Source organism: Ensifer sp. MJa1, assembly GCF_037026475.1.
Classification (GTDB): domain Bacteria; phylum Pseudomonadota; class Alphaproteobacteria; order Rhizobiales; family Rhizobiaceae; genus Ensifer.
On sequence record NZ_JAKUMO010000008.1, the window covers coordinates 230,805 to 250,856 of the forward strand.

The window sequence follows — 20,052 nt, forward strand, 5'->3', positions numbered from 1 at the left end:
TGTTGTGTCTCATGTGAGAGGGACGCGCCGGATTTTCAATATCGGGTATCTCACTTTGTCGCGAGGTCTTCAAGGCTCCTGTCGAGCGCCTGATCGGCAACCACGTGGATTGCCGGTCCTTCGGTGAAGATCAGGACGCAGCGGAACGCGTGTCCCGGGTAAAGCGGCCGCAACAGTTCTCGGTAAATTGCCAACTGCGCCCTGTAGGCGAAGGGAATGTCGTCAGACATGGCGGGCACCTGCCTGTTCGTCTTGAAGTCGGCGATCGTCACGATGCCGTTGCTGACCGACAGGCGGTCGATGCGTCCGGAGACCGCATGGTCGCGGCTGCCGAGCGTAAGCGTGCCCATAACCGAGACTTCGGCACGACTGCCGGCGGAAAAGAGCGCTATGAGGTCGGGATGGTCGAGCACGTTCTCGACGCCGGCAATGAGGGCTGCGCGCTGGTCAGCCGACCAGCGGGGCACGGAACGGACGAGGTAGCGTTCGGCCGCGGCTCGGCGATCGTCAGTGGTAATCGACGGCAGAACTTGCAGCAGGCGATGGAGAATGGCACCGCGCAGCAGCGAAAGGTTGGCAGGCGCCTTTGCCGAGAACAGTGCTGATCCAATGGGCGCGTCGCCATCGTCTTCGTCGACGGCAATGCCGACACCCGAGGGGCTAAGCGGCCGCGGCAGCCGCTTCTGCGGCGGCAGGGGGGTCGAAAGCGCCTTTGGCAGGCCTGTTGCGGTTCGCCCGACCTCCGACACCGGCTCGTCCTTGGAGGGAACATCGCGCTCGACCCGCCTGTCGCGCCAGGCGTGGCCGGACCATTCCTCGCCGCCGGCGCGAAAGGTGATCGACTGGCCGCGTTCGTCCTGTGCGACGCTCGCCTGAACCATGGCATGCCACGTATCGGCAACGGCCCGTTGCCCGCGATAACCGCAGACGATCAGGCGGTCGGCAGCACGCGTCATGCCGACATAGAGCAGGCGGCGGTACTCTTCCTCGGCAAGCGCCTTCAGGCGATCGCTGTCGGCCGTCACCAGCGAGTTCGATGCCGAGCCCGGCGCGCGCCAGACGGGCAGTGAAAGGACGGTGCCGTCGTGCTCAGAGAGCTCGAGGAAACGAAGGTCGGGGACATGCTGCGAATTGAACGGCTTTCCGCCGCCGTCGACAAGGAAGACGACCGGGGCCTCGAGGCCCTTGGCGGCGTGAACGGTCATCACCCGCACTTCGTCGCGCTCCTTGTCTTGCTCGCGCTTGACGGTCGGCGCCTCCATTTCCAGCGTCGACACGAAGGCCTGCAGGCCTGGCAGGCCGCTTTTTTCCTGATCGAGAGCGAAGGTGAGAAACTCGTCGAGAATGTCGCTGACCTCGGTTCCGAGACGCGCCAGGAAGGCGGCCCTGCCGCCGTGCACGCCGAGGATGCGGGCATAAAAATCGTGCGGCGCAAGCTGGCCCGCGAGCACGATATAGGACTTCAGCGTCTTGGCGGCTGCGTAGAACAGGACGCCTCCGACTGCCTCGTCCTGCAGGCGCTGCCACAGGCTTTCGCCCACGCCACGCCGGGCGGCGAGTTCAAACAGTGCATCCTCGCCGAGATTGAGCAGCGGCGACTTCAAAAGCGCTGCAAGTGACAGATCGTCCTCAGGCAACAGCACGAAGCGTCCGAGCGCCAGCAGATCCTGGACGGCGATGTGCTTGGTGAGCACCAGCCGGTCGGCGCCGGCGACGGGGATGTTGTTGCGGCGTTTCAGCGCCCGGGTCAGGGCGTTGACGAAAGCATCGCGCTTGCGCACCAGCACGATCACATCGCCCGGACGCATCGGCCGGCGTACGCCCTTTTCGATGATCGTTTCGCGGCCGATCCAGCTCTCCAGCACATTCGCGATCCGCCGCGCGAGAACATTGACTGGCGCGCTCTCAGGCGTGGCGTCGAAGGCCGCGGTCCACTCGTCGTCCGTATCAACAGGTTCGCTGGCGATAACGTCCCAGACATCGACAGCGCCGGGATGGCCGATGCGGTTTGAGGCATGCACCACCGGCTCGTTGCGCGCGCTCAAGCCTCGCGCATGCACCGGATTGGCAAAGACCGCATCGACCGCCGAAAGCACGTCGACGGTCGAGCGGAAGGAAAGCTGGAGCCGGATGGGCTCAAAAGCCTTGCCGCCGTCGCGCACCCGCCGTTCGGTCTCCTGGCTCTCGCGCGAGAACCGTTCGGGGCGCGCGCCCTGGAAGGAGTAAATCGACTGCTTTTCGTCACCGACGGCGAACATCGTACGGTTGCTGCCGCTGCGCGCGCTTTCGCCTGAGAAGAAATCCGCGGCCAACGCCTGGATAATCGTCCACTGGGCGGGGCTGGTGTCCTGGGCCTCGTCGACGAGAATATGGTCGATGCCCTGGTCGAGCTTGTAGTGCACCCAGGCACTGACGTCGCCACGGGCGAAAAGGGCGGCCGTACGATTGATCAGGTCCTCGAAGTCGAGCTGGCTGCGTCTGCGCTTCAACTCCTCATAGTCGGCGTTCAGTCGATCGGCGAGCGTCAGCGCCGAAAGCGTTGCCTCGAACATCTGGACAATACTGACGCGATCGATGCAGGCCACGACATGATGACAAGCCTTGTCGACCAGATCGGCAAGGTCGGGTGCGGCCTGTTGCATCGCCTTGTTGAGGAAGGCGGATTGCGCGCGCGGCTTGCCGGTGCCGGTGAAAAACAGATGCCGCAGGCCTTCGTAGCGGGCCATCGGATCGGCGAGCCTGGATACGGTTCTCAACCCTTCCGAAAACTCGAGCACCTTCGATCCGCCGACGTCCCTGGCGATGGAAAGATAACGATCGAGCGCCGCGCCACTGAGACCCGCAAGCGGCCAGACGCTGGCGATCGCACTGGCAACGCTGTCATCCGGAGCAAGCTTAAGTGCTCGGCGCAGCTCGGCCTCCGTGCCGCCATTTGCATCCGCGCGCTCAAGGAAGGCGTGGATTGCTGTGCGATTTTCGATGATGGCAGCAAGCAGCTTCTCAAGACCGGTGTCATCGGCGAGATCGAGCACAGTCGCAAAGGCGCGCGCCAGACCGGCGTCGTCCTTGGCCGCCGTCGCGGTGAGCAGCAAGCGGCGCGCATCGGCGAGCAAGACGGCGGCGGCGCGGTCGTCGAGAACCGAGAAATGTCCGGCGACATTGGCTTCGAGTGGAAACTGGTGCAGCAGCGCCTCGCAGAAGGCGTGGATCGTCTGGATCTTCAGCCCGCCCGGCGTTTCCAGCGCGCGGGCAAACAGCCGGCGGGCCTCCTGCAATTTGAAGAGCGATGGACGCTCGCCCTCGATCGCCTCTATTCGGTCTTCAAGCGTTTGATCGTCGAGCGTCACCCATTCGGCCAGCCGCTCGAAGACGCGATTCGACATTTCGGAGGCCGCCGCCTTGGTATAGGTGAGGCAGAGAATGGCCGAGGGACGGCAGCCGGCGAGCAACAGCCGGATCACGCGCTGGGTCAGCACATGCGTCTTGCCGGAGCCGGCATTGGCCGAAACCCAGGCGGAACGCTGAGGGTCGGAGGCAAGCGATTGCCGGCGCGAGGTCCAGTCGAGCCAGGCCTGCGGTGTGCTCTCGCTCGGGCCGAGGCTGTCATCCCTCATCGCCGTCCTCCTCGTCGCTATCCGCCGTCGACCATTCGGCAACGCGTGCCAAATGGTCATATTCGCCGCCGTATTCGCGCTCTTTCTGAACAATCAGCCGCGAGGCGAAGCCGTGTTTCCCGACAAGCAGCGCGCTCAGCAGCTTGCGGAGTTCGGCAAGGGATTCATCAGCGAGCTGGTCGGCGGACCTGGTCTCCTTGGCTTTGCTGCCTTCGTTGTTGACGGTTTCCGACTTGAAGCGCGAACCGGGCTTGAGCCGGACATAGGTGAGCGACTGCGGGTGGCTGGGGGGCACATCCTTGAAGGCACCGGCCTTGAGCGCTGCCGCCTCCAGGGCGAGCTGCGGGTCGAGCAGCACACGTGCCTCCTTGACCGATGGGCTGGAGCCGGTCTTGTAGTCGATGATCTCGACGCTGCCGTCGGCAAGCGTATCCAGCCGGTCGGCGATCCCCGTCAGCCGCATGTCGGCGACCCCGAGGTCCATTGAGGCCGGCGCCTCCGTGCGCGAGCGCCGTATGTGGCGTGCGCGCTCCCGTTCCCATTGAATGAAGGCCTTGCCGACGGCCGCAAAGCGCGGTCGCCAGATGGTGTCGATGTGCAGCGGCAGTGCGGCCTCATCAAACGCCTCGTTCAGCAGTCGCTGCATAACCGCTTCGGCCTCGGCCAACATGACGTCGATCCCGCCGCGCACGAAACGCTCGACGATCTGGTGGTAGAGCGTGCCGCGCTCGGCCGCACCTGGATCGCTGTTGAAAGGATCGAGCGGGTGCAGGCGCAGAATGCGACGGGCGTAGATGGCATAGGGGTCGCGCCTGAGCCGCGAGACCTCGCTGAAGGAATATTTGCGCGGCTGCAGATCGGCCGGCGGTTTGGGCGCGGGGCGTTCGGCAAGCGGCTGGCGATCACCGTCGTCGAGCATGCGCGCCCAGGTGAGGTAATCGGCGCCTTGGGCGCGCAGTGTTTCGCCCAGATGTTCGCCGCCGAGCGCCAGCAGGCGCTGCAGCCAGCGCGAGGCGACCGTTGGCGCGGATCCCTGGCGCATCGAGCGGGTGAAGATCAGACGCCGCGTGCCGCAAGCCATTTGGAAGTCGTGCGCGAGCTGGCCGATGCGCCGTTCGGGCGGCTCAAGCCCGATGCCGGTCTTCATGGTGCGCGAAAGGAACGGATCATTAGCCGTCTGGCCTGGCCAGTTGCCTTCGTTCATGCCGCCGAGCACCACCAGGTCCATGCTCTGCAGGCGGGACTCCAGCGCGCCGAAAATGAAGACGCGCGGGTGGCGCATGGAGCGAGGCTTGACCGCAGCACTTGCCCCGAGCGCTTCCATCACGTCGCACCATTGCGGCCCGTCGGCCGTCATCTGGCCCTCGGTCTCGATGATGCCGCGAAGCAGGGTCGCCAGTGTGTCGGCAGCCTCGCCGGACCAGAGGCCACCAAGATCACCGCGTTCGTCGGCACAGGCTGCTTCCAGCGCCTGTCCGGTGCGTGTCGCCCAGTCGGCGAAGCTGAACTCTTCCGAGTAGACGCGGCTACCGTCGCGGGCACGCGTGATCGCCGAGGCCAGAGGCTTTACCGCAAGGCCGATCCTGGTGGCCAGCGCGCCTGCCGCCTGGAGGTCCTCGTCGGTTGTGCCGATGCGCCATTCCGGCGGGTGGCGATCCGCCTTGTGGCGGACAAGGGCTGCGTCGAGCAGCGTCCCCAGCGTGAGGAGATCGACGGTCGTGGTGCAGCCACGCAGCGCCATTCTTTCCAGCGCATCGGCGCCGCGGCGAGCGGTATCGCGGGAGAGGCCGAAGCGCGCCAGCGGATGCTTGAGCAGCGCGACGAAGGGAACCGGATCGCCGGGCCTCAGACTCGCCTCCAGAAGCAGCCGCATCAAGCTGCCCTGCGGCGTCGACGACAGCGGCGTACCGGCAGAATCGTCGGCCTCGATGCCGAAGCGTGCGAGCTCGGCAGCGACCCGTCGCGCGAGATTTCGATCCGGCGTGATCAGCGCCGCCTGGCTGTCCGCGCTGCCTTCGAGTGCCAGGCGCAGCGCAACGGCGATTGCGGCCGCCTCCTCGCGTTCATTGGCGGTTTCGATGAGGGCGGTCTCTTCAAACGCCGCTTGTAGCCGCCTTTGATCGAGGTCACCGCGCATCTCGGTCCAGGCATTGGTTGCCTTGGCCGGCAGGAGGGCGTGAGACAGGATGCCCGCCCGGAACTCGAGATCCGTTTCGGCGTCGGTCAGTGCTGTGACGTCGGGCCGCAGAACGCCCATGCGCTTCAACAGCCGGTAGAAGCCATACTGCGGGTGGCTGCGGCTTGCCGGGTCCGGCCGGCCGTCAAGGGCCGCGTCGGCGACGATCATGTCCCATTCGGCATCGCTCATCGTCTGGTCGAGGCCCGGCAGTACGATCGTTCCGTTGGCAAGCTTCTGTACGGCAGCAATCAGAGCGGCGGTTGCCGGGATAGATCCGGTCGAACCGGCAATGATGATCGGACCTTCGATCTTGCCGGCGGCGATGCGTTGCGTTTCGGCCTGGAGGATGGCGTTGCGGTGACGCGCCGGTGAGGACTGCTTGAGCTCTTCCAGCCGTTCCGGCCAGTAGGTGCGGGCGATCTTCAGGAACTCGAGCGTCAGTTGCCACCAGAGCGCATGCTCACCGGCGTCGAGCCGGTCGAGTTTGTCCCAGTCCAGCTCTTCCGTCTCCATCGCATCGATGAGGTCGGCAAGGTTGCGGGCGAGCCAGATCGCGTCGGCGGGGCTCGCCGGCGCAATCAGTGGGCTTTCCGCATGGATGTCGAGCACCACCTTCGGCAGGCGGTTGCGCCAGGCGAGAATGAGGCGGCCAAGCTCGATCAGGCGGGCCGTGCCCGGAAGCGGCGGCGCGAGATCGAGGATTGCCGGCACTTCGGCATCGAAGAAGCCGCTGTCGTCGTCGGTCTCGCCGAGCGCCTTGATGGTGGGCAGGATGGTCGAGCGGCCGCCGAGCAGGTCGACGAATTCCGATCGAAGCACACGGGCCGAACGCCGCGTCGGCACGAAGATCGTCACGCCGGCGAGCGGCAGGGGATCGGTGGCATCGTAGCGGAAGTCCGGTGTCAGGCTTCCGTCGCAGAGCTTTTCGGCGAGCGTCTTCAGGAAGGGGAGGCCGGGCGGGATCGTGAAGACGTTGGACCGGCGGCCGCGCACGCTCATCCCTCCGGCTGATGGCGGCGGATCGCCGCTTCCGCTTCGTCAATCGCCTCGGGCGTGCCGACCGTCATCCAGTGCCCGTCGAGCAGCAGGCCATGGAGGCGTCCCTTTTCGGAGGCGCGGTCGAAGTAGATGTTGAGGTTGAAGGCGTCATCGGGCGCATCGGCAAAAAGCCGGGAGTGAAGGGCGATGGCACCGGCATAGACAACCGGGTTCGGCAGGCCTTCCGCGTAACGCTCGAGCTTGCCGTCATCGCCGAGCGAAAAGTCCTTCTTGCCGTTGTGCCCGGTCGTGTCCTCGACGCGCACGCACAAGAGCAGCATGTCCATGCTGTCCGCATCGAAGGCATCGGCAAGGCGCGTCAGGTTGCTGGGCACGCCCTTCGGTTCGCCGACCCAGAAGAGGTCGGCATTCATCACCAGGACCGGGCCCGCGGGCAGCAGTTTCAGTCCTTTGACCAGGCCGCCGCCGGAATTCATCAACGCGTCGCGCTCGTCGGAGATGATGATCTCGGGCGTCGTCCGCTGGCCGAGATGGCCTTCCATCTGGTCGGCGAAATGGTGGACGTTGACGGCTGCCTTGCTGACGCCGGCCTCGGCCAGCAGGTCCAGCACATAGTCGATCATCGGCTTGCCGGCGATCTTGACGAGCGGCTTCGGCACGGTGTTGGTGATTGGGCGAAGCCGGGTGCCGAGGCCCGCGGCGAGCACCATCGCATTGCTGATCGACATTGCTTCTCTGTCAGTTCGCTGATTCGGAATCGAGGATTCCGGTCTTCATACACCAGTCGCGCAAGGGTTTCAGCGATTGATGTGAAAGCGCTGCCTGAAGATAGGTGAAAGTGCGCGGCATGTGTTTCATGTAGCCGGGCTTGCCGTCGCGCTGCATCAGCCGCACCCAGATGCCGACGAGCTTGCAGTTGCGCTGCGCCGACATCAGGTGCCAGTCGCGCAGGAACGTCGCCTCGTCGAAACTACTGCTTGCATGGCGTTCCGCAAGGTAGGTTTCCATCATCCGGCTGGCGAGTGGAGGCGCAATGGTGACGCGCGCGTCCTGCACCAGTGACGCCACGTCATAGGCCGTCGGGCCGATCATCGCGTCCTGGAAATCGATGAGGCCAACCCGGTCCAGTCCCTGGCGCTCGTTGCGCCAGATGATGTTCGGCGAGTGGAAATCGCGTAGCAAAAGGTTGGTCTCGGAGGTCTGAAGCAGATCGATCAACCCATCCCAGATCTCGGCATAGTCACGTTTCTCTACGTCGCTCGCCGGCTCGCCGCGTTTCCAGGGCAGGTACCAGTCGGTCAAGAGCCGCGTCTCGATCTTCATCGCCGTGCGATCGAAATCCGGGATGTGGTGGACGACCGCTTGCGCGACGTTGACGTCCCTTGGAGCCTGCTTGGCATGCAGGCGTGCCAGCAGTCGCGCGCTTTCGATGTAGCGTTCGTCGATCGGCTCCCCGGCCGGATCGAGTACGCCATCCGATCCCAGGTCCTCGATCAAGAGGATGCCCTGGTCAAGATCGCGGGCGTAGATCTCAGGCGCGGCAAGGCCGCGGGCAAGCAGCAGCTGATCGATTGCCACGAAGGGCACGACGTCTTCGGCGATATGCGCGAGCTGCTGATAGTATTTGCCGTTCTCAAGGATCGGGCCCGGCTTGTGTCGCGGCGAATCCATCAGAATCCGGCTAATGGATTCGTCCGCCGGGTATATGCGTTCATAGGCACGGATGGAGGCGTCGCCGCTCAGGTGGCGGCGCCGCGCCTTGGCATGGCCGTTACTGTCGAGGAAGTCGCGGATCGCCAGCGAGCGGGCGATGCGCTGCATTTTCTCGTCCGGACCGGAGATCTCTACGCGTCGACCGCCACCTTCGTGGGTGATAGCGAGCGTGATGCGGTCGGAAGCAAGGGCGTCGTCGGCCCGTTGAGGCCATTCGACCAGACAGATGCCCTGCGACAGGGCCTCGTCGAATCCCAGTTCGTCCAGTTCGCTCGAATCCGCCAACCGGTAGAGATCGAAGTGGGCGACGGGAATGCGAAGCTCGTAGGTCTGAACCAGCGTGAAGGTCGGGCTCGGCACTTCCAGGCCATCGTCGTCGGCGAGCGCCCGAAGAAAGGCGCGGGCGAAGGTCGATTTGCCGGCGCCGAGATCGCCCGAAAGTGCGACACAGTCGCCAGCCTTCAGGGCCAGCGCCAAGTCTTCGCCGAGCTCGATCGTTGCCGCCTCGTTCGCAAGAGTGCGCTCGATCTTAGGCATCATTCAGCCGCGATGATCTTCGGCGCTTCGGCCGAGGGGATGCGGCAGGTCACTTCCGTGCCTTCGCCTTCCCTGCTGCGGATCGAGACGGTGCCGTGATGCAGGCTGACAAAGCTCTCGACGATCGACAGTCCGAGGCCGGCGCCACCGCGCTGGCCATAGCTTTCGAAGCGGTTGAACACGGTATCGAGCACGTCCTGCGGTATGCCGGGGCCGCTGTCGGAAACCGAGAAGATAAAGTCGCTGCCCTCGCGGCGGCATGCAAGGTCGATGACGCTGCCGTCGGGCGCGAAATTTGCGGCATTGGTCAGCAACTTGACGAAGATCTGCTTCAGTCGCTGTTGATCGGCGACCATGCGGCCGAGGTTGTCGGGCGCGGCAATCCTGAGCGTCACCCCGCTCTCGATCAGCCGGTCCGCCATCTGGTGGGCGATGTCGTCGAGGAAATCGGTGAGGCTGATATCGGCCATGTCGAGTTCGACGATGCCGGCATCGACGGTGGCGAGATCCAGGATGTCGTTGACGATCGTCAGCAGCAGCGACGAAGAGGTGGCGATGTGATCGACATACTCGGCCTGGCGGTCGTTGAGTTCGCCAAAGGCCGGGGTCTTCAAGAGGTCGGCAAAACCGATGATGTTGGTGAGCGGCGAGCGCAACTCATAGGACACGTGGTGTACGAAGTCATTCTTCAGCGCGTCTGCCTTGCGTAGCGCATCATTCTTTTCGGTGAGCGCACGCTCGACGCGCACGCTGTCCGTGATGTTGACGAAGGTCAGCATCGTCTGGGCGTTCGGCAGCGGAATGACCGCATAGTCGAGGATCAGCCCGGTTCTGAGCTCCAGAATGCCGCGGCTCGAGGGACGCTCATCGTCGAAGCTGGTGATGATGTGTGCGAAACGCTTCCAGCCGTCCGGCTGGTCGTAGGAAATGAGGCAGGCCTGCTCGATCGCCTTGATATGGGTGCCGGGCTTGGCTTCCGCCTCGCTGATGCCCCAGATGGCGCGGAAGGCCGGGTTCGACAGGCGGATGCGACCGTCCGGCCCGAACACGGCAACCCCTTCGGCCAGATGGTCGATGGTCTCGCCCTGGACCTGCACCAGCGTGTTGTAGCGCGTTTCCAGGTCGACCTTCTCGGTCAGGTTCTCGAACACCCAGGTGACGCCGCCCTGCGGGCGGGCGGTGGCAAAGACGCGCAGCGTCTGGCCGTTCGGCAGGTGCCAGAGGTCGCTTTGCGTATCGAGCGCCTGATAGACGGAGAGCGCGTTCGCCTTCCATTGTTTCCAGTTGAGCTGCTCGGGCAGCTGCCCGCCGGCGCGCAGCCGGTCGAGCACTTCGCCATTGTCAGGCTTGCGCTCCAGGAAGCCGATGTCGAGATTCCACAGGCGCTGGAAGGCCTGGTTGTAGAATTGCAGACGCTGGTTGCCGTCGAAGATCGCGACGGGGGTGGCGAGGTGGTCCAGCGTTTCGGCGTGGCTCTTCAGGGTGCGGTTGAGCTCCTCGCGCACGGCTTCTACCCCGGACACGTCGACGGCGATGCCGGCGGATCCGGCCGGGCTTCGCGCATCGACCACGTCGAAGAAGGTACGGTTGCCCTTGACGACGGTCGAAACCTTGTCGCGGAACGGCGTGTCGAAGGTCGACACCGAGCGGATCTTCTCGCGCGCGACGGTCGCGAGCAGCTCGCGTCCCTCGACAAGGGCGGTCGAGACGCTCGGCGCTTCCACCGCGTCGGCATAGGCCTCATTGACCCAGGTCAGCGCACCTTCGGGACTGCGCTGCCAGACCGGCAGGTCAATCGCATCGAGCAGTGTGCGGAAGGAGAGGAGGGCGGCATGGAGCCGGTCATGCTCGAGCTTCAGCTCGGCGAGCTCCGCCCGCATGTTGTTGAGCGCGATGAAGCGAACGAAGGCGCGGCCGCCGGACACGCGTCCCTGGGCTTCGAGCACCTCGTTGCGTTGCGTTTCGAGCACGAGATCGAAGCTGCGCGCCTGGGTACGCAGCGTGTCGATTGCCTTCTCCAGTTCACCGGCGGATTGCGCCTTGAGCCAGCGGCCAAAGGCCAGGAATTCACGATCATCGGCGGGTGCGCCGGTTTCGGCCGGTAACTGCCCGAGCAGTTCGGCGCGCTCCAGGAGGCCGTCCCAGATGACGATCCGCCGGTTCTTGTCGGCGACGAGCGCCTGATAGCGCGAGAGGCGCTGGTTGGCGTCGGAGAGGTCCGACCGGAGTTCGCGATTTTCCGCTTCGATATTGCCGCGCTGGCGGATCAGCCAGATCGCTGAAATCATCGCAGCCGAGATGACGCCGATGAGAACGGAGAAGGTGACAACTTCCGACGATCCGAAGATGTTGGCCTTTTGCGGGGCAACCTGCGCAAGCGCATCGGTTGCGGCAAAAAGGGCGGTGCCGGCCAGGAGGCGGCGCAAGAACTTCGGGCCCTTGCGGCGGGTGCCCGGAGTGGCTGTTTGATCTGTGTTCATGGCGCTGCCGTCCCCGTCTGTCCGCAGGGTGCTGCCGGCCTTGCTCCGCCTTGCACAGTTCCACCGAGGCCCTGGTCAAGGGCCTGCGTCAGTTCCGATTGCATCCCCGGTCTGTCTCCGTCTGTTTGCCGCTTGTCCGACAAGACATCCCATCCGCGATGCCCAAGGTCCGCACCGACATCACGAATCAATGGGTTAGAGCATACTTCCTAGTCGAATCGTCGGGAAGGGAGACGCCCAAAAAAGCGGCCGCGCTCTCTTGTCAAGAACGCGGCCACAAGATGTTGTGGATTGCCCGGGTAAGGATTAGTACCGGTAGTGCTCAGCCTTGAACGGGCCCTGCGTCTTCACGCCGATGTAGTCGGCCTGCTCTTCCGAAAGTTCGGAGAGCTTGGCGCCGAGCTTCTTCAGGTGCAGGCGAGCGACCTTCTCATCGAGCGACTTCGGCAGGACGTAGACTTCGTTCTTGTAGTTTTCGCCCTTGGTGAAGAGCTCGATCTGGGCGAGCACCTGGTTGGAGAACGAGGCCGACATCACGAAGGACGGGTGACCGGTGGCGTTGCCGAGGTTGAGCAGGCGGCCTTCCGAAAGAAGGATCATGCGATTGCCCTTTGGGAACTCGATCATGTCGACCTGCGGCTTGATGTTCGTCCACTTCAGGTTACGCAGAGCGGAAACCTGAATTTCGTTGTCGAAGTGGCCGATGTTGCCGACGATCGCCATGTCCTTCATCTCGCGCATGTGGTCCATGCGGATGACGTCCTTGTTGCCGGTCGTGGTGATGAAGATGTCGGCCGACGAGACGACGTCTTCGAGCTGAACGACTTCGAAGCCGTCCATGGCTGCCTGCAGCGCGCAGATCGGATCGATTTCCGTGACCTTGACGCGGGCGCCGGCGCCCGAAAGCGAGGCAGCCGAGCCCTTGCCGACGTCGCCGTAACCGCAGACGACAGCAACCTTGCCGGCCATCATCACGTCGGTGCCGCGGCGGATGCCGTCGACCAGCGATTCCTTGCAGCCGTACTTGTTGTCGAACTTCGACTTGGTGACCGAATCGTTGACGTTGATCGCCGGGAACGGCAGCAGGCCCTTGGCCTGGAGCTGGTACAGGCGGTTGACACCGGTGGTGGTTTCTTCGGTTACGCCCTTGATGGCGTCGCGCTGCTTGGTGAAGAAGCCCGGCGAAGCTTCGAGGCGCTTCTTGATCTGTGCGAAGAGGATCTCTTCTTCTTCCGAGCCCGGGTTGGAGAGCACGTTTTCGCCGGCTTCGGCGCGGGCGCCGAGCAGGATGTACATGGTGGCGTCGCCGCCATCATCGAGGATCATGTTGGAGACGCCGCCGTCGGCCCACTGGAAGATCTTGTCCGTGTAGGTCCAGTATTCTTCCAGCGTCTCGCCCTTGACGGCGAAGACCGGAACGCCGCTGGCAGCGATCGCTGAAGCTGCGTGGTCCTGGGTCGAGAAGATGTTGCAGGACGCCCAGCGCACGTCGGCGCCAAGGGCGACCAGCGTCTCGATCAGGACGGCGGTCTGAATGGTCATGTGCAGCGAGCCGGTGATGCGCGCGCCCTTCAGCGGCTTGGAGGCGCCGAACTCTTCGCGGCAGGCCATCAGGCCCGGCATTTCCGTTTCGGCGATCGCAATTTCCTTGCGCCCGAAATCGGCAAGTCCGATGTCGGCGACGATATAATCCTGAGTGGTGGTCATGGAATTCTCCGGGCTGATCTCTTCAAGCCGCGCGGCCCTGGCCGTGTTGCGGCGCGATTATGCCTCCCACGCCTACTCGACGCGGTGAGAGTGCGACCGATCTATCAGGATTCCAGGAGGAGGGCAACCTCGATATAAAGAAGTCTTTATATCTTTATATTGTCCGTTACATTTCTTCGCCGAACTTGTCGGCGACCAGCGCGTCGAGTGCGTTCAGCGCCTCTTCGGCCTGCGCGCCGCTGGCGGTGACGCAGACGCTGCAGCCGGTGCTGGCGGCCAGCATCATCAGCCCCATGATCGACGTCCCGCCGACGGTCATGCCGTCTTTCGACACGGTGATTTCGGCGTCATAGGCCTCGACTGTCTGAACGAACTTCGCCGACGCCCGCGCATGCAGGCCGCGCTTGTTGATGATCAGAAGCTCGCGCGTCAGCGACATGTCGGGGCGATGATCCATTACTTTCCACTCAGGACGCGGCTGGCGACATTGATGTATTTACGGCCGGCTTCCGAAGCCTCGAGGAGCGCCTTGTCCATGTCGCTTTCGCCGCGCACGCCGGCAAGCTTGATCAGCATCGGCAGGTTGACGCCAGCGATCACTTCGACGCTGCCGCTGCGCATCACGGAGATGGCAAGATTGGATGGCGTTCCACCGAACATGTCAGTCAGGATGATGACGCCGTTGCCTTCGTCGACATTGGTCACCGCGTCGAGGATGTCCTGCCGACGCTGATCCATGTCGTCCTCGGGGCCGATGCAGACGGTCTCTATAGCTTTTTGCGGACCGACGACATGCTCAAGCGCAAGTCGAAATTCCTCAGCCAGCTTGCCATGGGTGACAAGCACAAGTCCGATCATGGGTATCTTCGCTCCAACTGCACACGCAATTCACTGATGGCCAGATATCGCAATGCAGCAATTTCGTCCACCTGTTGGGGAGGGCATCTTGGCAAGGAAAAGGGGAAGTGCAAGCCAAAAATGCCGAAAAACCAGCCCCACTGCCGGTAAATAGGGCTAGAATCCTAATTTTTCGGCGAGCAGTGCACGCAGCACAGCAAGAACAGGCGTCCCATTTTCAACGGGAACGCGAACAATTGGCAGTGCTCGCCCTAGTGGTAGCGATAACGTTTCATCTTCCGGCGGCAAACGCGGGTTGAAGGGAGCGTGAACGGGCAGGATTGCCCAGTCGATAACGGCCGCGGGCACAGTGTCGATCGTGCCGATCCCCGCGCCACGTATCTCGATCAGGCCGTGGATCGAAGGCGGGCAGCGGGCGACGATCCGGTCGTGTTCGAGCGTGAGGTCGACACGGTCGTCGGCAATGAGGGCCGCAAACTGCCCCGCTTCTCGTGCGGCTGCAATGCAGGCAAGCGCCAGGCTGGATTTGCCGATGCCGGAAGGGCCGGTGATCAGGAAGCCGCGCGTTCCAAGCACGATCGCTGTGCCGTGGACATTGGCGCGAGCGGTCGTCACGCGTGCGGCTCGGCGGGCAGCGACAAGATGAAGCGCGCACCCGTTACGTGGCCATTCGGCCCGATGATGTTTTCAGCCTTCAGCGTGCCGCCGTGCGCCTCGGCGATCTGCCGGGAGATCGACAGGCCGAGACCGGAGTTCTGGCCGAAATCCTCGCCTTCGGGCCTGTCGGTGTAAAAGCGCTCGAAGATCCGGTCGATGTCTTCCGCCTGAATGCCCGGGCCGTTGTCCTCCACATAGACGAGGCAGCGGGAGCGCGACCGTGCCAGGCGCAGGACGATCCGTCCGCCATCTTCGGGAACGAAGGAGCGGGCGTTTTCGATCAGGTTGGTGATGATCTGGCCGATACGCAGTTCGTAGCCGCTGACGGCAAAGCGCGCCTTGGGGCTGTCCTTGCGGTCGACGACGAAGTCGAGCAGCACCGACTTCTTCTTGCTGCGAACCTGGCGCGAAATGTCGACGAGATCGCCGAGCAGCTTTTCGAGGTCGATGACCTTGGCGTCGCTGCGGGCAAGCTCCGCGTCAAGCCGCGAGGCGTCGGAGATGTCGCTGATCAGGCGGTCGAGGCGTCGCACGTCGTGCTGGATGACATCCATCAGCCGCTTCTTCGATTCGTCGGTGCGCGCCAGCGGCAGGGTCTCGACCGCACTGCGCAGCGAGGTGAGGGGATTCTTGAGCTCGTGGCTGACATCGGCGGCAAAATTCTCGATCGCGGCGATCCGGTCGTAGAGCGCAGTCGTCATCTCGCGCAGCGCCACCGACAGGTTGCCGATTTCGTCCTGTCGCGACGAGAAGTCGGGAATTTCCTCGCGCTCCTTGGCGCCGCCGCCGCGGCGAACACGAACGGCTGCCGCCGCCAGACGCCGGAGCGGGTTGGCGATCGTCGAAGACAGCAGCAGCGACAGGATGATGTTGACGAGCGCGGCCACGCCGAAGACGCGGATGATGGCGAGGCGTTCGGCCTGGACGATCTTGTCGATATCGCCCGCCTGGGTGGACAGCAAAAGCACGCCGAGCACGGCGCGGAAGCGCTGGACCGGCACGGCCACCGAAACGATCAGCTCGCCCTTCTCGGTGACGCGCTCGACATAGCCGCGCACGCCGGTCAGCGCGTTGGTGACCTCCGGATAGATCGAGCCGTTACCGCCCGGCGGCTCCTTGTAGAGCGGCAGGTTTCCGGGTTGGAGCAGCTTGTTCAGCCAGCTGTTGAGCTTTCCGCCAAGCCCGGTCGATTCCGGTTCGAGCGGCGGCAGGTCGAAGCGCAGCACCTGGCCGCCGCTGTAGAGATGGCGCGAATCCAGCAGCAGGTCGGCATCGGCATCAAACAGGCGGGCGCGGGTCCGCGTCGGCGAAATCAGGCGCCTCAGAACCGGTGCGACACGCTCCTGGATGATCGGGAAATCGAGATCCTCGTCGCTCGGCAATGGCGTGATGCTCTGGCCAGCCTGCAGTTCGAGCAGCTTTTCCGGATCGATGGTGATCGAGTTGGTATCGACCGAGGCGGAAGCCGAGATGGCGCCGGCGATGATTTCGCCTTGGGTCAGAAGGCTTTCGACCCGTGCATCGATCAGCCCCTCGCGGAACTGGTTGAGATACATGATGCCGCCGACGAGCACGACGAGCGCGACGAGGTTGAAGAAGACGATGCGGCGGGTGAGGCTCGAAAAGACGGCGTTGCCGAACAGGCGGCGAATGAGCGTGAAGGGATGCGCCCAGCGGCGCTGGCCCATCTGTGCCTGCGCACGCCCGTCAAGATCTTCGATATCGCCCTGCAAGACTTCTACCAAGTGTCCCGCTCCCGCGCGGACTATTCGTCACGTTCTTTCGATCGCAGCGATGACGCCGCCCGAAGGCCGGGCATGACGTCTCGTTGTCTTTAGTGTTCCGGTCCAAAAGGGTCCGAGAACGCGAAGGGGCCCAAGAGGCGGCTTCAAGCCGTATTCACCGTCGCATCGCCCCTGAATGCGCCACAATGGCCCCGATGGCAAGCCCCGTGGCTCAGGCCGACTCGCGGAACCGGTAGCCGACGCCGTAGAGCGTTTCGATCATGTCGAAGTCGTTGTCGACCATCTTGAACTTCTTGCGCAGCCGCTTGATGTGGCTGTCGATGGTGCGGTCGTCGACATAGACCTGCTCGTCATAGGCAGCATCCATCAGCGCATCGCGGCTCTTGACCACGCCAGGGCGCTGGGCGAGCGAATGGAGAATGAGAAACTCGGTCACCGTCAGGGTCACCGGTTCGTTCTTCCAGGTGCAGGTGTGGCGCTCCTGGTCCATGACCAGCTGCCCGCGCTCCAGCGAGCGCGACGGCACGTCGGATGCCTTGGTGGTCGTCGTCGCATTGGCGGCGGCCGCTTCCCGGTTTGCCGCGCGGCGCAGGATCGCCTTGACGCGTTCGACCAGGAGGCGCTGCGAGAAGGGTTTGGTGATGAAGTCGTCGGCGCCCATCTTCAGGCCGAACAGTTCGTCGATCTCTTCGTCCTTGGACGTCAGGAAGATGACCGGCAGGTCGGACTTCTGTCTGAGGCGACGCAACAGCTCCATGCCATCCATGCGCGGCATCTTGATATCGAAGATCGCAAGCTGTGGCGGGCGGGCAAGCAGCCCCTCGAGCGCGGAAGCGCCATCGGTATAGGTCTCGACCTTGTAGCCCTCCGCCTCCAGGGCGATGGATACGGACGTGAGGATATTCCGGTCATCATCGACAAGCGCGATGGTCTGCATCGTGTTCAACTCCGTCTTTTGAGGTGCCGGCTCCGTCCCCGAAATTCCGGCATTCGCGAGTCACGGGTGCGTTAGTGAGTATAAAGGTGGAACAAATTGTGGCGAAGCGCAAAAAGCACCTGTCTTGACCGTGGGATAGCGTCCGCCAGATCAGTATTCAGCTGGTCGAATTCAACCGATTAAAAAAACGATAATTTTCTTTAAATCGATTAATATACTGAAATCATTATTCTTTTTTTGACGGCGCCTTGTTTTTGAGCGAGCATGCAAGTATGGTCCGGCGAAATTCAACGCCAATGGCCAAACACGAAGGAAGCTTGACCATGGAGCAACTCGGCACTCGCAATCTCGCGAACGGCTTGGAAAAACTCGGCTTTTCCGACCTTGAAACGGTCCGGTACAATCTCGAAGCCGCAGAGCTTTACGAAGAAGCCATTCGCCGCGGCGAGGCTCAGCTGACGGCGCATGGCGCGCTGGTCGCCCGCACCGGCCAGCACACCGGCCGTTCACCCAAGGACAAGTTTGTCGTTCGGGATGAAAACACCGACGGCCAGATCTGGTGGGACAACAACAAGCCGATGTCGCCGGAGCATTTCGCTCTGCTGCGACAGGACATGCTCGAGCATGCCAAGGGCATGTCGCTCTATGTTCAAGACCTCGTCGGCGGTGCCGATGCTGACAATTCGCTGCCGACCCGCGTCGTCACTGAATATGCCTGGCACTCGCTTTTCATCCGCAACCTGTTGATCCGCCCGGCCCGCGAGGCACTCGCCTCGTTCCTGCCGAAGCTGACGATCATCGACCTGCCGAGCTTCAAGGCCGATCCGGAGCGCTATGGCTGCCGTACCGAAACGGTCATCGCCTGCGACTTCACCAACGGCCTCATCCTCATCGGCGGCACGTCCTATGCCGGTGAGATGAAGAAGTCGGTCTTCACCGTTCTCAACTACCTGCTGCCCAACAAGGGCGTCATGCCGATGCATTGCTCGGCCAATGTCGGCCCGCAAGGCGATACGGCGATCTTCTTCGGCCTGTCGGGTACCGGCAAGACGACGCTTTCGGCCGATCCGACCCGCACGCTCATCGGCGACGACGAGCACGGCTGGGGCGAACATGGCGTCTTCAACTTCGAAGGTGGCTGCTATGCCAAGGCGATCCGCCTGTCGGAAGCCGCCGAGCCGGAAATCTACGCCACCACCCGTCGTTTCGGCACGGTCATGGAAAACGTCGTTCTCGACGAGAACCGCGTTCCGGACTTCGATGATGGTTCGCTGACGGAAAACACCCGTTGCGCCTATCCGCTCGATTTCATTCCGAATGCCAGCGCCACCGGCACCGCACCGCAGCCGCGCACCATCATCATGCTGACGGCCGATGCCTTCGGCGTGATGCCGCCGATTGCCAAGCTGACGCCAGAACAGGCGATGTACCACTTCCTCTCCGGCTACACCGCCAAGGTCGCCGGTACGGAAAAGGGCGTCACCGAGCCGGAAGCGACCTTCTCGACCTGCTTCGGCGCGCCGTTCATGCCGCGCCATCCGTCGGAATACGGCAACCTCTTGAAGGACCTGATCGCCAAGAACGGCGTCACCTGCTGGCTGGTCAACACCGGCTGGACTGGCGGCGCCTATGGCACCGGCAACCGCATGCCGATCAAGGTGACGCGTGCTCTGCTCGCCGCTGCCCTCGATGGCTCGCTGAACTCGGCTGAACTGCGTACCGACGCCAACTTCGGCTTCGCCGTTCCGGTTTCGGTTCCGGGCGTCGACAAGGGCATCCTTGATCCGCGTTCGACCTGGGCCGATGGCGCAGCCTACGACGCGCAGGCCAACCGTCTCGTCGACATGTTCATCACCAACTTCGCCAAGTTCGAAGAACATGTGGACGGCAGCGTTCGTGACGCCGCTCCGGGCACCCAGATCGCCGCCGAATAAAGATTGCCGGCTATGATTCACGTGAAACCCGGTCCTTGTGGCCGGGTTTTTCGTTTTTGCGGCGAATGTTTTCAAGAGGTTCGCTCTGTGCCATAGATCGGGACGAGGTGAACCATGGCCAGCGACCCGCTCTACATCAACGACAGCATCATCATTGCCGGATGGGAACTGACGGAGCAGTTCGTGCTGGCCGGTGGTCCCGGCGGGCAGAACGTCAACAAGGTCTCGACGGCGGTGCAATTGTTCTTCAACGTGCTGGCCTCGCCGGCGCTCTCCGATCGGATCAAGACGAATGCACTGAAGATCGCCGGCCGCCGCGCCTCGAAAGAGGGCGTGCTGATGATCGAGGCCAGCCGCTTTCGCAGCCAGGAGCGCAACCGAGAGGATGCGCGCGAGCGCTTGAAGGAGTTGATCCTCAAGGCGGCCGAGCCCCCGCCGCCGCCGCGCAAGAAGACGAAACCGACGCGCGGCTCCGTCGAGCGCCGCCTCAAGGAAAAGTCCGGACGCGGCGAGATCAAGAAGCTCCGCGGGCGGCCAGCCGGCGATTGATTTCTTTTGTGCCGCTCCTTGCCTTTGCCAGGTGGCGCCCTCTCTTATCGAGCAGTGTTTTTGCAAAAGGAGGTGGCATGAAAGAGACCGCGTCCGCTGAGAGAACGGATCACTGAGATGCCGGTGATGATTGAGGGACAGCC

General features: G+C 63.4%; 13 protein-coding genes. 2 read left to right on the plus strand and 11 right to left on the minus strand.

The window, feature by feature from the left end:
- Positions 1–50 precede the first annotated feature (50 nt).
- The 11 genes from addA to chvI form a co-directional block, all read right to left on the minus strand.
- Positions 51–3,614 (minus strand): double-strand break repair helicase AddA, encoded by a 3,564-nt coding sequence (gene addA / locus MKZ91_RS13835; protein ID WP_336171432.1) that lies wholly within the window; start codon positions 3,612–3,614, stop codon positions 51–53.
- Positions 3,604–6,786, minus strand: a complete 3,183-nt coding sequence (gene addB, locus MKZ91_RS13840; RefSeq protein ID WP_336171433.1) for a double-strand break repair protein AddB — start codon at positions 6,784–6,786, stop codon at positions 3,604–3,606. The genes addA and addB overlap by 11 nt, the downstream gene beginning before the upstream one ends.
- 2 nt (positions 6,787–6,788) lie before the next feature.
- Complete coding sequence (locus MKZ91_RS13845) at positions 6,789–7,520, minus strand: nucleotidyltransferase family protein (protein WP_336171434.1); 732 nt, start codon at positions 7,518–7,520, stop codon at positions 6,789–6,791.
- Positions 7,521–7,530: 10 nt separating this feature from the next.
- Positions 7,531–9,042: a tRNA (adenosine(37)-N6)-threonylcarbamoyltransferase complex ATPase subunit type 1 TsaE gene (tsaE, locus tag MKZ91_RS13850; RefSeq protein WP_336171457.1), complete on the minus strand. Its 1,512-nt coding sequence runs from the start codon at positions 9,040–9,042 to the stop codon at positions 7,531–7,533.
- Positions 9,042–11,522, minus strand: a complete 2,481-nt coding sequence (locus tag MKZ91_RS13855; RefSeq protein ID WP_336171435.1) for a sensor histidine kinase — start codon at positions 11,520–11,522, stop codon at positions 9,042–9,044. The genes tsaE and MKZ91_RS13855 overlap by 1 nt, the downstream gene beginning before the upstream one ends.
- 306 nt (positions 11,523–11,828) lie before the next feature.
- Positions 11,829–13,229, minus strand: a complete 1,401-nt coding sequence (gene ahcY, locus MKZ91_RS13860; RefSeq protein WP_336171436.1) for an adenosylhomocysteinase — start codon at positions 13,227–13,229, stop codon at positions 11,829–11,831.
- Positions 13,230–13,395: 166 nt separating this feature from the next.
- Positions 13,396–13,686, minus strand: coding sequence for an HPr family phosphocarrier protein (locus MKZ91_RS13865; RefSeq protein ID WP_336171437.1), 291 nt, complete (start codon positions 13,684–13,686; stop codon positions 13,396–13,398).
- Complete coding sequence (locus tag MKZ91_RS13870) at positions 13,686–14,087, minus strand: PTS sugar transporter subunit IIA (protein WP_336171438.1); 402 nt, start codon at positions 14,085–14,087, stop codon at positions 13,686–13,688. Before MKZ91_RS13870 ends, MKZ91_RS13865 begins: the two co-directional genes overlap by 1 nt.
- Positions 14,088–14,243: 156 nt before the next feature.
- Entirely contained in the window at positions 14,244–14,702 is a 459-nt protein-coding gene (locus MKZ91_RS13875) for an HPr kinase/phosphorylase (protein WP_336171439.1), read from the minus strand.
- Complete coding sequence (locus MKZ91_RS13880) at positions 14,699–16,432, minus strand: sensor histidine kinase (RefSeq protein WP_336171458.1); 1,734 nt, start codon at positions 16,430–16,432, stop codon at positions 14,699–14,701. Before MKZ91_RS13880 ends, MKZ91_RS13875 begins: the two co-directional genes overlap by 4 nt.
- Positions 16,433–16,700: 268 nt before the next feature.
- Positions 16,701–17,426 carry a two-component system response regulator ChvI gene (chvI, locus tag MKZ91_RS13885; protein WP_336171440.1) on the minus strand — a complete coding sequence of 242 codons (726 nt, stop codon included), beginning with the start codon at positions 17,424–17,426 and terminating at the stop codon, positions 16,701–16,703.
- Positions 17,427–17,749: 323 nt separating this feature from the next.
- Here chvI and MKZ91_RS13890 point away from each other — a divergent pair, with 323 nt between their 5' ends.
- Together MKZ91_RS13890 and arfB are read left to right on the plus strand one after the other, a co-directional pair.
- A complete protein-coding gene (locus MKZ91_RS13890) occupies positions 17,750–19,360 on the plus strand; it encodes a phosphoenolpyruvate carboxykinase (RefSeq protein WP_336171441.1) in 1,611 nt (536 codons plus the stop codon).
- Between the two features lie 114 nt (positions 19,361–19,474).
- Positions 19,475–19,909, plus strand: coding sequence for an alternative ribosome rescue aminoacyl-tRNA hydrolase ArfB (gene arfB, locus MKZ91_RS13895; protein WP_336171442.1), 435 nt, complete (start codon positions 19,475–19,477; stop codon positions 19,907–19,909).
- Positions 19,910–20,052 lie beyond the last annotated feature (143 nt).

Coding starts and splice junctions, on each gene's coding strand:
- MKZ91_RS13880 (WP_336171458.1), bottom strand. CDS start 16,432: ATGGGCCAGCGCCGCTGGGCGCATCCCTTCACGCTCATTCGCCGCCTG.
- MKZ91_RS13890 (WP_336171441.1), top strand. CDS start 17,750: ATGGAGCAACTCGGCACTCGCAATCTCGCGAACGGCTTGGAAAAACTC.
- MKZ91_RS13845 (WP_336171434.1), bottom strand. CDS start 7,520: ATGTCGATCAGCAATGCGATGGTGCTCGCCGCGGGCCTCGGCACCCGG.
- chvI (WP_336171440.1), bottom strand. CDS start 17,426: ATGCAGACCATCGCGCTTGTCGATGATGACCGGAATATCCTCACGTCC.
- MKZ91_RS13855 (WP_336171435.1), bottom strand. CDS start 11,522: ATGAACACAGATCAAACAGCCACTCCGGGCACCCGCCGCAAGGGCCCG.
- tsaE (WP_336171457.1), bottom strand. CDS start 9,042: ATGCCTAAGATCGAGCGCACTCTTGCGAACGAGGCGGCAACGATCGAG.
- MKZ91_RS13870 (WP_336171438.1), bottom strand. CDS start 14,087: ATGATCGGACTTGTGCTTGTCACCCATGGCAAGCTGGCTGAGGAATTT.
- addA (WP_336171432.1), bottom strand. CDS start 3,614: ATGAGGGATGACAGCCTCGGCCCGAGCGAGAGCACACCGCAGGCCTGG.
- MKZ91_RS13865 (WP_336171437.1), bottom strand. CDS start 13,686: ATGGATCATCGCCCCGACATGTCGCTGACGCGCGAGCTTCTGATCATC.
- arfB (WP_336171442.1), top strand. CDS start 19,475: ATGGCCAGCGACCCGCTCTACATCAACGACAGCATCATCATTGCCGGA.
- ahcY (WP_336171436.1), bottom strand. CDS start 13,229: ATGACCACCACTCAGGATTATATCGTCGCCGACATCGGACTTGCCGAT.